This window comes from Nitrosomonas ureae, assembly GCF_900108305.1.
Classification (GTDB): Bacteria; Pseudomonadota; Gammaproteobacteria; order Burkholderiales; family Nitrosomonadaceae; genus Nitrosomonas; species Nitrosomonas ureae_B.
Genome location: NZ_FNUX01000017.1, coordinates 1 through 14263 on the forward strand (window position 1 = coordinate 1; position 14263 = coordinate 14263).

Genomic DNA, 14263 nt, shown 5'->3' on the forward strand with positions numbered 1-14263 from the left:
CTAACAGCCGCATTGACGAGTTGTTGCCATTTGCGCCGGAATTCATTCAATCACTTAAATTGAAGCAATAATAGGTGGTGGGGTTGGACGCTTACGCTTAATCTTTCAACATCAAAAGAGGCCAGCGATTCCGGGCTTGATGGGACTAATTGGTCTTGCACTGTATGGAAAGGTGCCAGATGGATACACAGACTTTGGCCTTGGTCATTAACTATGGCACAACCTATCAATCGTTAGCCTTCACAAGCGAAGATGCTTTGGCGTTGATGAGAACAGGTTTGATACCGGTTTCCACCCACCCCAACATCAAAAACCAACCCTTCATCCGGTTGGTTTTTTTCGCCTACTCTCGCGTGTTCGCGGGAATTCTTGAGGATTCTTGCGGACTTCAAGGTTTCAAGAAATCCCACAAATTCTCTTATTTTTTCTCTTTGCCCATTATTCTCTCCACCCCTACCCGTCTTGCAAGTGCGAAATCCGCAAGTTTGTGTTTTTTAGATGATATAAATCAATCAATTATGAACGGACTAATTAAGTGTTTGATTTTCAGCATTGGTTACCCGGAAGATAATTCACACATCTAAGTTCTTTGCATTTCGTGTGAACATAGCATGATTGCTATGCGAACTAATAACTTCTCAATCTGTCAATCAAAGTGTAAACTGTCAAATCTGATGTCAATTGGGGAGTGCTATGGGACAAAAAATGAAGAACGCACCGGTGTATTTCACCATTGCGCAAGTTCGGCATAATCCCGTCCTGCGCTTGGGTTCATACGCGCCCGACATACAAGATCGTATGCGGAAAGCTGGCTACCCCGACTTTAAAAAGAGTGTTTCTATGGCATTCACACTGACCGCACAGATGGGAGATCCCTCGCAGCCGCACAATCCCGTCGTTGAGCAGGTTGAGAGGCTGATGTTTTTCAGCACGGACAGTACAAAAGGATTCATTGTCGAGCAGAATGCTTTGTCCTTTCATACGACCGAATACGATACGTTTGAGACGTTTTCTGATGAATTCATGCGAGGCTTGGCTATTGTGCACGAATGTGTGACGCTAGCCCATACAGAACGGATTGGTCTACGATATCTTGATGCAGTCGTTCCTCCTGAAGGTGAAGATGGTTTGCCAGATTTTCTAGCCCCCGGCGTCTTGGGACTGAGTAGTCGACTGCCTAGTGATGTTCGAGTGTCCCACTCGTTCTCTGAAACACATATACAGGCTGCCGAATGTAACGTCTTAGCAAGAACGATTATTCAAGGGGGGCCACTTGGATTCCCGATGGATCTTCAACCTATAGGTGTAAAAATTATTGACCGCTTTGGTAAAATCAACGGTATTCATGCAATCATCGACACTGATGCCTCGATCGAAGGACGCTATTCTTTTGATCTCGAACACATAAAATCTCAGCTGAAAATACTGCGAGAAGGTGTTGGTGTTGCATTTGAGGCAACAGTAATGCCACTTGCTGTGTCAGCTTGGAATGACTGACAAAACCGGGAGATAAATTATGTATGCAACCTATCAAGTTGACGGATTACCACGATCAACAATTCGGACTACCTTTGCTAAGGAAGATGACTATTCTCTTAAAACCATCCAATCAAACAATTTGCGTGGACGCATCCTGACCTACTGCGTTGCCGGGACGTTTGGATTATTATCCCCTACCTATTTACATGCTAGTGCCGCCACAGCAAATTGGCACATCAACCAGATCGAAATTAATGGAGAACGTAAAGTTACCGCCGCTCCAGTTAGCGCTTCTGCTCGAGATATCTCACATATACGTGAAGTCACAAAAATCTCGGTCTCAGAACTCGCCAGAGTTCTTGGCGTGTCGCGGCAGGCTGTCCATGAATGGATTAAAGGAGGGCCTCTATCCGCTAGGAATGCTCAGCTGCTCTCCGAATTAGCGCAGGTAGCCGATGTCTTCCTAGAGTCGGGAATTGATGTCACCCCTCAGATACTTCGCCGGAAGATTGGAGGTGGGCAGTCAATTTTGGAATCTCTAAAACAAGATGGCAAAGCTATCGAATTGGCGCGGATGCTCGTTGACACGCTGTCGCGCGAATCGCAGCAACGTCAACACCTGGCTGCTAGACTTGCAGGGCGACCCAATCCTCCCTTAACCGACATCGACTTTGGTACGCCACATGTCAATGAAGACGTGTAAGTGATCAGTAAATGGCAGTCACCGATCGGCAACTTTTATGGCGTCAAGGCGATGTCCTAACCGATGAAGCGGCGAAAGCACTCAATCTACAGAATTCAGAAAATACGGATCAGCCTTTTGTTGTTGTTATTTCTCACGATTGTGATCTAGCCGCAGGAGTTGACAAAGCACCAGATTCTGAAGTGATTATCGGTCGGCGTATCGATGAGCTGGGCGGGGATTCATACGGCAAGACGGCTCGACGACTTCATATCGAGTACCTAACGGAGAACGGGCCAGTCACGATTGAGTTATTAGCAACTACAAAACAATCAATAGCCAAGTCGAATTTGTTTGCGACCCATCCACGCCAAGATATGTGGCTAGATGGACGTGGTGTCGGGATTCTCCAGAGATGGCTCGCATCCCGCTACCATCGAGCTGCATTTCCCGAGGCCTTTGAATATCGTCTGAGAGCAGCAACTATTCCAGGAAGAAAAACTTTCCTTAAGAAAATCGAAAGCATTCTAGATGCCGGAGGGGAACATATCCGAGCGCTATTATTCGATCTTGACGAAGGCAAGGACGTTGAACGTAAAACCCCGGAAGATCTTTATCAGCTTGGAATCATCGTCTTATATGACAGCTCTCAGGATGAGCCGATCGCGGCAATCGCTGCCACGAAAGCAGCGAAAGAATTAGAAGACCTTTTCGAGACAGCGTTTCATTCGCCAAAAGTCGGATGGCTAAATATATGTCTTCAGTATTGCGACCCGATGTCAGACAGCGCGATAACTGTTGCTCAGAGAGAAATGCTCAAGCAATGGCGTTTGGAGCACATGAGTCTTCAGACCGATCCACCACAACCCATGATCACACTCTAGTATTTTTTCAGCAAAGCAATATGTTAATGTGTAGCTCAGCGACTTGTTACACTATTGGATTTATTTTTACTACAGCTTGCCTTCGCGCCTGCGGTATTGGATAGGCCTCTTGCTCAAAAAGGTGTCCAAGTCATAAGTGAAGTTTGCTTTGCTGGGATAATAATTTGCCATATTTGACTGTTTATTTAGCTTAATATGGCACCTAATTAATCACACAGCTTCTCATCTGTTTATATTTCATTGATCAAATTATATATAGTATATTGCCAATCACTTTGCGTCGGCTGTCATTAACTCAAAGGAATCCTGAGCTTTCCGCACTTGTTAGTAATCTTGCGTACCAGTGTTCATCTCCCCTAATCTCCACCAACACCAAAGACCAACCCTTCATTGGTTTTTTTTCACCTACTCTCGGGTGTTCGCGGGGATTCTTGAGGGTTTTTGCGGACTTCGAGGTTTCGCTAAATCCCACAAATTGGCACATTTTTTCTCTCTTTGCGCCTTTATTCTCTCCTCCTCTACCCGTCATGCAAGTGCAGAGTCCGCAAATTCATATTTTTTTGACAATACAAATCAATGAATTACGCTCGGACGAATCAAGTGGTTGATTCTCAGCATTGGTAGGCGGTGGAAACCGCTCGATTCAGCGAGTGGAGAATGCCATTGATGACGCACCTCCAATGACAGCATTTGGCTAAATCGACAGGCTGATTTGGGTCGATTCCGCTACTCACCAATATTTCAAGATGAGTCGTCCTACCAACTCCGATAGAATTTCTTGGCAGTCCCGTTGTTGTGTATTTGCCTAGTTTGCGATGTGTGTGGCTGTTATCCATCTCATCTTTGAATTTTAACATTTTTTTGTCTTACCAAAGTGCCAACTTTTCGATTTAGCTTCTCTATTTATCATAATACTTTGGCAATATATCCCTTCTTTTATTAAAACTTTATCTTTGATAATATGAGGATAGATTTTAACAGCTCTATACAATCTCCCTGCCAGAAGCGTCACTAGGTGGTTCCTTGTCATGTATCAACATGAATAAATTCTTCGATGATTTACTGGGGTTTTACGTCACGAGTTCGAGATCTGTATCGGTATGGTTCACATAAGGAGAAAGCTGTTTTCAACTAAAGTCGCAGTCACTCCACCCTTAAAGTTCAAGTGTGGGCGGCGGATATCACGTATGTACCGATGGAGAAAGGTTTTGGTTATCTCGTTGCCATCATGGATTGGCACTCTCGCAAAGTGCTGAGCTGGCGTTTATCCAACACACTGGATGCCGATTTTTGTATCCAAGCACTGGAAGCTGCCATCCAGGACTACGGTTGCCCGGAGATATTCAACACCGATCAAGGCGCTCAATTTACCGCAGAAGCATGGATTTGTATCCTGAAAAACCACGGCATTCAGATCAGCATGGATGGCAAAGGCCGCTATCATGATAATATTTTTATCGAACGGCTATGGCGTACAGTCAAGTATGAGCTCTTATACACCAGAGCATTCAGTAACACTTGAAGGAGGTAAGGCAAAACCTGACTCAGTGGTTTGATTGGTATAATCAGGAGCGTTTTCATCAGAATCTTGATAACCAAACACCGAATGAAGTTTATTGGCATTCATCAAGCTGCCTGAGCTTGATTTACCCGCCTTGTCAGAGCTTAAATTTGTAACTTTGCTTTCAGGTTGTACAGGTTAATGGTGCCACTTCACAACCTGGCGTTATGGGTTCGTTTTGGGATAAACTTTTATCGGCTGATGACTCAAAACATTCAATTTGCGATTCTCCGTGGTCTTGCCACGGTTGTTTATTTCCAGAACTTGAATGTTGATTCCATCCTGATTCTGCGTCTAGGCGGTATGTTTACACTTTTAGATGAATGTGATGTTTGGCGAAGCGTTCTTCAAAGGAAAATAACGCCGGGTGAAATAAAGAAGCTAACAATTCGATGCCATCAACTAAATAAGTGCTCGGACAGGTAAACAAGTTGGCATCTGCAATATAAACCGCATTATTCTTGACAGCCAATAATTTTTTCCATCCTTCGCGAGTGTTCAGTTGAGATATTGCTTGTGTGGATTTTTCAATATCAAACCCACACGGGGCGATGACTAACACTTCAGGATCGTAAAGCGCAACTTTTTCCCACGGCGTAACAATAGAATACCCCGCCGGATTTGCCAGCATGTCCACGCCGCCTGCCTGAGCAATTTGATCGGGAATCCAGTGGCCGCAGTTATAGATGGGGTCGATCCATTCCATCACCATCACCCGCTTTAGTGGCGCACGATGAGCGCGTAGCGTGTCGATAATATAGTCAGTACGTTTTTTTAGTTGTGCTAATAAAGCGTGTGCGGCATCTTCTCGCCCTAGTGCACGAGCAATGTTGATGGCGTTGTCATATACATCATTGAGTCGTCGTGGCGTAAGCGGCACTACTAAGGGTTGCTTAGGAAGTTTGAAAATGGCGCGTGCAGCATCACTGGTATCGATTTGGCAGACATCACACACATCCTGCGTAAAAATGACATCGGGGGCGATCTCTAACAACAGGTTTTCGTCTACGTAATATAAGCTTTTACCTTGTTGTATGGACTCTGAAACTACTTGCTCTATTTCTGCGCTGGTATAGGTATTTCCTTCAATGTGTGAGCGAATCACTTTTGGCCGATCTGAGGGACACTCAAAAGTAACGCCATGCAAGAATTCATCTAGCCCCATGTGTTGCATCATGTGGGTTGCCGCAGGTAGAAAAGAACACGCTTTCATTTATTATCATCACTCTGTTGTAGATGTGGAAATATTTTGATGGATCAATGTATTGCTTGGTAGAAATAATGCGGCCGCTGCTTGCGGGCATGAAGGAAAATACCAATGCACAAACGAGGCAGTCAGGTACTGGCGCTCCAGAATTGCCTCGCCCTTATTCCCCGTTCTTCCTTGTGCATGTCGGGTCGGCTGTTCATGCCATTGTATTGATGCATGGTGAAAAGTATGGCCGCGCAATATTCCGTTTGGAAAGGCACCCTGTTGCGAACCAATCGCTGTCAGTGATTCGTGAACAACAGCCGTCGCATTTATAATACCTGCCATGTGACCAATACTGCCAGCCATAAATTGCAAGGATGAACACAGATATAGCAAGCCTCCGCATTCAGCGAGAAGGGGTTTTCCTGCATTAACATGTGCATGTAAATCCTGTTTAAGTAATACGTTTTTTTCAAGAACTGATAAATGCAGCTCTGGGTAACCTCCCGGTAAATAAACGCTGTCTATATTCGGCAGTCGATCACCTTGGCAAGGTGAAAAAAATACCAACTCGGCTCCCATGGCGAACAATAGATCAAGATTCGCTTGGTACAAAAAGCAAAAGGCCGCATCCCGTGCTATACCAATGCGAATACCGTGCAAATATTTTTCAGGCTTTGGCTGTGATACCGCCAATGGCACAACGGATGGTAGCGCCAATTCAAGATGCAGCGATACTTGTCGAGCAATGCAGTCGAGCTTTTGCATTGTTTCCTGATGCTGATCAAACATCACCAGTCCCAAATGTCTTTCTGGTAACACCATATTGGGGTCAGAGGCGACTCTTCCCATCCAGCGCACATCGCCGCGCAAACTATCTATCAATAACTGTGCGTGACCATCGCTGTTAACACGATTGGCAATCACGCCAACACAGTTCAGTCGCGTGTCATAGTTAGCAAGGCCGTATACTAGGGCACCAAATGTCTGTGCCATTGCGCATGCATCAATTAACAGCAGCACTGGCAAGTCAAGTAAGCAGGCGAGATCGGCGCTGGAGGGTGTGCCGTCGTGCAACCCCATCACGCCTTCAACCAATATTATATCAGCTACTTGCGCGGCATCCGCGAGCAATGCTTGGCATCCTTCTTCGCCTACCATCCAGGTATCTAGTTGGTAGACTGGCGCGTCACTGGCATTCGTTAGCCAAAATGGATCTATAAAATCAGGTCCGGCTTTGAATACGCGTACTCGCTTGCCTTGCTGTACGAACGCGCGCGCAATACCGGCGGCGACCGTTGTTTTCCCTTGACCACTGGCAGGCGCGCCGATCAATACCATCATTGCCATGCATATTTACTCGACAAAATACAGCTTAAAAATGTGTTGTTTCTGGTGGCGTTACAGATGCGAGGGGTAAAGTGTTCCCCAGCGGTTTCATTGGAAATCTCGGCAAACTTGCGGATGAGTTCTTCAAACACCAGCCCCATTTGGCTGTCAGTGATTTTATCAGGGTGTAAATCCACATTGGCGGTAACTTGATACAGTAGGCCGGATTTAGCGAATTTGTCTATCTGGGCATAAAACTCAAAGCGCTCGAAAATATCCCGCACCGCTACCGAAAACCCTTGGATATAGGAAAACAGGTTTTCCTGATATGGTCTTGGTCGCCCATCAGCTTTTTCATATCCAGGGGCGAGGTGTTGAAGAAACTCTGCCCGGTTTTACGGAGCAGGAAATGATCGGCATTTAAGCCGAGTTTCAACTTCTCTTCATGTTCTGCCAGCAAAGCGGCTTTGGTAGATTCCAAAACGCAATCCAAACGGCGCAACACAGTAAATGGCAGGGTAATCTTGCCATAATCGGATTGTTTGTAATCGCCACGCAACAGATCGACGACCGACCAAATGAAGGCTGAGAGAGAATGATGATTCATACGTCCTTAATTCTGATTTTTATTATTTTTGCTGCTGATTTGTATTCTATTTACCCATAATGGTATAGGTAACATGAAAATACTGAAATAGAAAATAACAAAGGGCTGTGCGATTACTCTTCTCGTTGTATAAAGAAGGGGTTAATTCTTTATTACTAACTACACTCCCAAAGAATAATACCGTCAATAGCATCAGTTGCTTTCTTTATTTCAAAAGCATTAAGCGAGGCAATCAGCTTGCTATTGAGTAGTTTGGTAGCTTCCGGCTGGTCTGCGCGAATTAGTCGAGTCCGAGTATTGCAGGCACGTTCCGTCCAGACTTGCGGATAGGATTTTACGTCATATCCACTGGATACAAGAATCCCAGCAGCATAGATTTCTTCTTTTAACTCTTCGTACTTCCAATCAACTTTTTTCAAAGTGTGCAGACTACCGAGTAATGCTAAAACTGGCGCCTCACCTGATAGCTTTATCAACTTTTTTGCTATCCACTGATCACGTTCAACACCGGGTTTAAAATCCGCATCCACAGCAACCAGTTTCAGGCACTTGCCATTAATTCTCATCTCAGCCAGATCTTGGATCAGTTTTCGCAAAGGTGGATGATCAATTGGCGATGCTATATTCATATTTGCAACGGTTGCTTGGCCTTGCTGAATTTCATCAATCAATGATTGTTGACCGCTGGAAATTTCAAGCGCGACTGTCAAGCATTTATTTTGTTGCAGGTGATGCGTGATCAGTGAATCAAAGAAAACAATAGACTCTGGGCGCTGGTGAGATTCACCGATCAGTGTCATGCTATTTGGCGTCATACCTTGCGCTATCCGGTCATAAACAGTGGTTGCATTGACCGATAATGAAGCAAACAAAATAATTGTAACGAAAAAATGTGACCACATAATCCCGTCTAAATAGAAAATGTAAGCATAGACTTATAGCGAACAGAAAAGCAATTCATTGAGAATTGAAATCCTACTGTGTCTTATATTTGCGAATAAAGTAGGTTTTTAGGCGATAAATACATAAAATTATTGAAAATTATTGATTTATAGCTATATCCTGCTAGATTACCATCCACTTCTTAAACCACTAATAAGGTGCCCTCATGAACAAGACTGAACTGATTGAAGCCATTGCTACTCGCTCTAAAACCACAAAAACTGAAACAACTGCCATGTTGAACGGATTGCTTGAAGTTATTCAAGAAACCATGGCAAGCGGCAACGATGTTCAGTTAGTGGGGTTTGGTACTTTTTCAGTAACAGAACGTGCAGGTCGTGAAGGCCGCAATCCAGCGACCGGCGAAACCATCACAATCCCTGCCAAAAAGGTCGTTAAATTCAAGCCAGGTAAAGCCCTGTCTGATGCTGCGGCCGCTGTTAAGAAAACCAATGCAGCCAAATCAGCAAAACCTAAAAAGACTGAAAAAAAGAAATAATAAGATCAGGTAAATTTTGATGGGAAGGACCAGGGAATCATCAAGTATAACAATTCCCTGGAGAAGGTTATATGAAAGAAAATTATACTGTAGGTTCTGTTAATGCCTACAGTTATTTCATCGATCATTCAAAATAAAATTTGAACGACTATTAATCTGTAGTAGCTCACACTTGAATTGACAGCTTCAAATATTAGTCTTTATTCAATCGACATTGATTGACTGAATTCGACCCGAAGCAGTCATATCGAGCAATTCTTTGATTGACTGGTATTTGGTTACTTAGAAGATGTATTCTCTTTTTGGTTTCCGGCTGAATGTCGTGTTTATCAACCCCACCTAGGGTGTTGAATTCATGGGAATCCATAAAGTCAATTATTCAAACATAAACAACTGGAGTTATACGACAAATCCATTGGAATATTGGACAACTGATGTCGTATACATTACGTTAGGCCTCTTTTAACTATGTTAGACGCGGCAATAACCCTAGGCATGAAATCAAAGATGAATTACTACATAGACGAAAGCGGCAATACTGGAGATTTAAGCCTCTCTGGCCCAGATATGGACTTTGGCGGCCAACCCGTTTTTAGCTTGGCTGCTATCGGGATCTCTGACACCTTAGCGTTGTCCGCCAAGTTGGGAACTTTAAGAAAAAAATACAACGTACACTCTCAAGAGCTAAAATTGAGTAACATATACAAGAAGAAGCCAGACTTTCTTCTTGAGGTAACAAATTACCTCACATCGAATGGGGCCCCATTTTTCATTGAAGTCGTTGACAAAAAATACCTACTCGCGATCAATATAACAAACTATTTTGTTTGGCCGCCATACTTCAACACGAAAGAATCAGAAGAAACTGTCTACCTAAAGAATATATTCTCAGACTTCATATATCACCGCATTCCAAATGCAACATTCTTCGCCTTCCTGCAAACGCTTAAGACGCCTTCAAATGACAGCGTCTCAAAATTCTTTGACCTATTTAAAAAAGAGATCGAAAGTCAAGATCACGAAATAGCAGAAAAACTTGCGTGGTGCGTAGATGAAAGTAAAGATGACTTTGAAAACATAATTGAAATGGAGGGAGCGGACGCAAACAAACAATTCCTCCCCATCCCGGATGAAGGGAAGCGAGGGCAAGTAGTTTGGATGCTACCTAATTTTTCATGCTTCACAAATTTGTACGCCAGAATAAACCGCTATCAAGGCGGAGAATTGGCATCTTGCAGAATCATCCATGATGAGCAGGCTCATTTTGATGAGATAATTAAAGAATCAAAAAAACAAGTGGAGAGCTTCGACTCAACAAAGAGCGGCTATTCGCCTCCTTTTGCTGATTACAAATTTCATGAGCGCGCAGATTTGTTTTTCACCGTTTCCCACGACGATCCGGGCATCCAAGTCGCCGACCTACTTTCCGGTATGGTTATGCGGCACTACTGGACACAACTGAAAGGTGAATCCCCGCCCCGCGCCGCGAAAGAATCATTTGATGCACTAGTCCTGCACAGCAATAGATCGAGAGGAATAGGCATAAATCTGGTTGCCTCTCATCATATGGCAGATATTCTCTTTGGCATCGGTGGATACTGATTATGCGCACAGGCGCTTGCGCAATTTTTTCCATTCTTATCTAACGGAGACTGAAGCATGTCAACGGCACTAGCATCATTCACCAGCCCAACTATTCATTCAACGCGGACAATAATGCTTCGCATTGTTGCCATTTATCTTTGGCGCTAGGCATACTAATCCTGTGACCTTGCTAATTACCGTCGCCGGCCATGACTATGCATTGTCGTGCTCCGATATGCGCATAAGCGTTCAATCTGGAAAGCGATTTACCTCGATTGACGAAAAATTCAACAAGCACATCGTCTTTCACTCCGATGGCCTTACTGCCGATATTTCCTACACAGGGCTAGCGAGATGGTCAGACTCCGGCAAGATCGTGAAGGTGTACGACATCATCTCCGAGTCTCTTGCCAAATCATGCAGCTCGTCATTGGCATTCGGCTCTCTTTCGCTAAATCTCACAATTGATCTCTTGGCCGCGCTTGAGAGGCTCCGGCGAATACATCGAATGGAGAATTCGATTATCGAGCTCCACATCATCGGTTATCACAAAGCAGTCCCCTGGCCGTTCATCGGGGTAATATCAACATTTCGACTCGATGCCCCGTGGTCTTCAAAGACTGAACTTGAATGGGAATATCACTTTGACGGTGTTCATTTCTACTTCAAGGTAGCTGAGACACCAGAAGTCATATTCGGGGGGACAGACACAACGGTCCGAAGCTCTGAAAAAGAGCGGTTCCGTAATTTAGTTATCGCCGGTGCTGATGCTTTCAATGTTTCTCGTATGGCATCAAAACAAATAGAACAGGCGTCGAAACGTAGCACTGCCATCGGGCCTAGATCCGTCTCCATAGTCCTGCCGAGGGAAGGTTTCTTAGATACGAACCTATGGGACAAACAAGGCACAGGTCTCGTCGGATTCCTACCCAGAATAATTTTCCCCAATGGCGCCAGTTTAGGGCCCTCAGAGTTTCCTGTCAGCCTCAGCCTGCTATCTGAAGGCCATCTTCCGAAAAATAGTCTGTTCTTCAAATCGGTTGTTTCCGCGGAATACAAACGACGCCTGAGGCGCTTAATCTTTCAACATCAAAAGGGGCCCGCGATTCCGGGCTTGATGGGACTAATTGGTCTTGCACTGTATGGAAAGGTGCCAGAGGGATACACAGACTTTGGCCTTGGTCATTAACTATGGCACAACCCATCAATCGTTAGCCTTCACAAGTAAAGATGCTTTACCACTATACAAGCCTTAATGGTTTCATCGGTATACTACAGAGCTCAAGCATATGGGCTACTCACACATCATACCAGAATGATTCGAGCGAGTTCTTTCATGGATTGGATCATGCAAAGCATTTTGCCGGATCTATCTTCATGGAAGACGACTACCTTGCTGCATTTGGCTGGGCAGTACGACATGCCATGGAGCAAGTGCGCCCAGACAACCTTTTTATTGCCTCATTCAGCGAAAAGCCAGATCTATTGAGTCAGTGGCGCGGATACAGCCCTCCAGGTGCAGGCTTGTGCCTTGGTTTTGATATTGACGCATTAAGGAAGTTCTGCCTTGATCGGGGGTATCGCCTTGAGCGATGCATTTATCAGCATACAGATCAAGAAAATTTCATCAGTTCACTAGTGAAGCAGTGCCTTGAAAGATTTCCGAAGCCACATATAACGCGGCAGAAGTACAATCAGTTATCTCCGAAGGAGCAGGTTGATGCAGAAATCGACTATCGCCTCTTCACAAGCGAAGGTGCTGCCAAACCTGAAGCTAAAATAGCGCTTGAATGGCTACAAAAACAGATTATTGAAGTAGCACCACTTTTCAAGAACCAAGGTTTTCATGAGGAGGCAGAGTGGCGCATAGTCGCTCATAACCCAGAAATCCCACGAAATTTTCGTGCGGCCAAGTCATACTTAGCCCCGTACATCGAACTTCTTGTTCTTAGTGAGGCAAAAAGGGGTGTGCTCAAAGAGGTTATTGTCGGCCCGAACCCGAACCAACAGCGGTGCGCATCCTCAGTCCAAGAGTTTCTGAAAGAAGGCGGCTTCCTTGACGTGGGCGTACGTTTGTCTGAAATTCCATTCAACAGTTGGTAATGGCTAACTGGCGGTTCAATGCACATGCCGGTTAACTTAGGCGTTGAATGGCTGCTTTCCGATTTTGATCAGCCATTTACGAAGTCGTTGCGACTGGTTCTAAATGGCCGAATCCAGCCAATTAATATTACAGATTGAATAGAGACTAATTATTGATCCGCCAATCGTACCAATCTCGGCCAGCGGTCATGTATCCAGGCATATTCAGGTGGTGCGTCGATAGTCACCACATAAATCCTAGTTTCTTTGTCTCTTTCTGCCAATAATCCTTGAATCGTCATTCGCTTATCCAGTTCTATCCAGTGGGATTGATTGTCATGGTCTTTTTCCATGAACTGTTCAGCAGCAATTAAAACCGGTCTTGGGTGCCAGGGTTTCCATTTGCCACTTTTGATGGAATTCAACCGTGCCCAGCCGCCATTCGGAAATTTACCGATGGCTTCATCCTTGCGTCTGCCCCACGTTATCCAGGTAACATTGCCATCTCGTAGCCGCACAGGCAAGCGTGCATCCGGTTGCGGGAAATAAATCTTCTGATCCTGGTATTCAATACCACCGCACATAGGTGCCTCTGCTGCGTAAGTACATAGATTGCTGCAAGAGAAGGAAATTAATCCATTCAGACGACAGCTTCCAGACCGCGCTTTTGCACAAGATGTAGCAACTTAAGAGCGGTACCTGTTGGCCGTTTCTGTCCGATTTCCCATTTTTGTACTGTCGAAACACTGGTATTTAGTATGGCAGCAAATACGGCCTGACTGACTCGTGTGGCTTCGCGAATTTGTTTTATCTGCTCCGGTCCCAACGGTTCAATAGGCGGCAAGCACAATCGATCGAATTCACGCAGCGTAACTTGATCAAGCACACCAGCCTTATGTAAACCCTTGGCCGTTTCATGTACAGCCTCAAGAATGGTTGATTTAGTCTTGCGCATCGCAATTAACCTCCATTAATTCTCCCGCATGTTGTGCTTGATCGAGTGCCTGTGTTGTCAGTGACAGCAGGTGAGCAGCCAACAGCTTTAGGGCTACCTCTTCATCTTTGTCGATGTTGCTACGTTCGTTCTTTGGGAAGCCAAATAAGAATATCCAACGGTTTTCTTTGTTGGTGGCGACCAATGTGCGAAAGCCGCTTCTCTTTCCTTGCCCTGGTCGCGCAATTCGTTTTTTCAGCAGCCCATTGCCGAGGTCGGCATCATACAGTCCCTCAGTCATCTCACGCACAGCGGCGCAAAGACTAGGCGAGGTCAATCCTTGTTTGTTTGCCCAACGATCAAACCATCGTGTCTTGTAAATTATCATCCTGTATCTGCCTTCAATATAATATAGCACTCAGTGATATATCTAGCAAGCCGAAACCTATAACACAAATCATTTTGAATGCCTTCGTATATTCCAATGA

General features: G+C 44.8%; 16 protein-coding genes and 1 pseudogene. 9 read left to right on the forward strand and 8 right to left on the reverse strand.

Going from position 1 to position 14263, the window contains the following annotated elements; all coding sequences use genetic code 11:
- Positions 1-179 precede the first annotated feature (179 nt).
- The 5 genes and pseudogenes from C4S39_RS09855 to C4S39_RS15845 form a co-directional block, all read left to right on the forward strand.
- Complete coding sequence (locus tag C4S39_RS09855; RefSeq protein WP_103966851.1) at positions 180-584, forward strand: hypothetical protein; 405 nt, start codon at positions 180-182, stop codon at positions 582-584.
- Positions 585-693: 109 nt separating this feature from the next.
- Positions 694-1497 carry a TIGR04255 family protein gene (locus C4S39_RS09860; RefSeq protein WP_103966852.1) on the forward strand — a complete coding sequence of 268 codons (804 nt, stop codon included), beginning with the start codon at positions 694-696 and terminating at the stop codon, positions 1495-1497.
- Positions 1498-1516: 19 nt separating this feature from the next.
- Positions 1517-2182, forward strand: coding sequence for a helix-turn-helix domain-containing protein (locus C4S39_RS09865; protein WP_103966853.1), 666 nt, complete (start codon positions 1517-1519; stop codon positions 2180-2182).
- Between the two features lie 11 nt (positions 2183-2193).
- Positions 2194-3045, forward strand: a complete 852-nt coding sequence (locus tag C4S39_RS09870; protein ID WP_103966854.1) for a hypothetical protein — start codon at positions 2194-2196, stop codon at positions 3043-3045.
- Between the two features lie 1162 nt (positions 3046-4207).
- Positions 4208-4722: pseudogene (locus tag C4S39_RS15845) on the forward strand (IS3 family transposase); the annotation flags it as partial.
- A gap of 191 nt (positions 4723-4913) precedes the next feature.
- Here the strand turns inward: C4S39_RS15845 and C4S39_RS09890 are convergent.
- From C4S39_RS09890 to C4S39_RS15335, 5 genes are all read right to left on the reverse strand, one after another.
- Positions 4914-5819, reverse strand: a complete 906-nt coding sequence (locus C4S39_RS09890) for an ABC transporter substrate-binding protein (protein WP_103966858.1) — start codon at positions 5817-5819, stop codon at positions 4914-4916.
- 9 nt (positions 5820-5828) lie between these two features.
- Entirely contained in the window at positions 5829-7148 is a 1320-nt protein-coding gene (locus C4S39_RS09895) for a cobyrinate a,c-diamide synthase (RefSeq protein WP_103966859.1), read from the reverse strand.
- The gene (locus C4S39_RS15515) at positions 7139-7411 is read right to left on the reverse strand and encodes a hypothetical protein (RefSeq protein WP_219817942.1); all 273 of its coding nucleotides are present in this window, start codon (positions 7409-7411) and stop codon (positions 7139-7141) included. Before C4S39_RS15515 ends, C4S39_RS09895 begins: the two co-directional genes overlap by 10 nt.
- A gap of 2 nt (positions 7412-7413) precedes the next feature.
- The gene (locus C4S39_RS15520; RefSeq protein WP_219817943.1) at positions 7414-7734 is read right to left on the reverse strand and encodes a type I restriction-modification system subunit M N-terminal domain-containing protein; all 321 of its coding nucleotides are present in this window, start codon (positions 7732-7734) and stop codon (positions 7414-7416) included.
- A gap of 155 nt (positions 7735-7889) precedes the next feature.
- A complete protein-coding gene (locus C4S39_RS15335; protein WP_181023802.1) occupies positions 7890-8636 on the reverse strand; it encodes a hypothetical protein in 747 nt (248 codons plus the stop codon).
- 206 nt (positions 8637-8842) lie between these two features.
- Between C4S39_RS15335 and C4S39_RS09910 the strand changes: the two genes are divergently transcribed.
- The 4 genes from C4S39_RS09910 to C4S39_RS09925 all read left to right on the forward strand — a co-directional run bounded on the left by C4S39_RS09910 (position 8843) and on the right by C4S39_RS09925 (position 12862).
- Entirely contained in the window at positions 8843-9175 is a 333-nt protein-coding gene (locus C4S39_RS09910; RefSeq protein ID WP_103966860.1) for an HU family DNA-binding protein, read from the forward strand.
- Between the two features lie 507 nt (positions 9176-9682).
- Positions 9683-10777, forward strand: coding sequence for a DUF3800 domain-containing protein (locus C4S39_RS09915; RefSeq protein WP_181023803.1), 1095 nt, complete (start codon positions 9683-9685; stop codon positions 10775-10777).
- Between the two features lie 163 nt (positions 10778-10940).
- Positions 10941-11948, forward strand: a complete 1008-nt coding sequence (locus tag C4S39_RS09920; protein WP_146059762.1) for a hypothetical protein — start codon at positions 10941-10943, stop codon at positions 11946-11948.
- A gap of 188 nt (positions 11949-12136) precedes the next feature.
- Positions 12137-12862 carry a DUF2971 domain-containing protein gene (locus C4S39_RS09925; RefSeq protein ID WP_258039393.1) on the forward strand — a complete coding sequence of 242 codons (726 nt, stop codon included), beginning with the start codon at positions 12137-12139 and terminating at the stop codon, positions 12860-12862.
- Between the two features lie 149 nt (positions 12863-13011).
- Here the strand turns inward: C4S39_RS09925 and C4S39_RS09930 are convergent, their stop codons facing one another.
- From C4S39_RS09930 to C4S39_RS09940, 3 genes are read right to left on the reverse strand one after another with little or no spacing between them, the layout of a single operon-like run.
- The gene (locus C4S39_RS09930) at positions 13012-13425 is read right to left on the reverse strand and encodes a hypothetical protein (RefSeq protein WP_103966864.1); all 414 of its coding nucleotides are present in this window, start codon (positions 13423-13425) and stop codon (positions 13012-13014) included.
- A 56-nt stretch (positions 13426-13481) separates the two neighbouring features.
- Complete coding sequence (locus tag C4S39_RS09935) at positions 13482-13796, reverse strand: helix-turn-helix domain-containing protein (RefSeq protein ID WP_103966865.1); 315 nt, start codon at positions 13794-13796, stop codon at positions 13482-13484.
- The gene (locus tag C4S39_RS09940; RefSeq protein ID WP_103966866.1) at positions 13783-14163 is read right to left on the reverse strand and encodes a type II toxin-antitoxin system RelE/ParE family toxin; all 381 of its coding nucleotides are present in this window, start codon (positions 14161-14163) and stop codon (positions 13783-13785) included. Before C4S39_RS09940 ends, C4S39_RS09935 begins: the two co-directional genes overlap by 14 nt.
- Between the last annotated feature and the right edge of the window lie 100 nt (positions 14164-14263).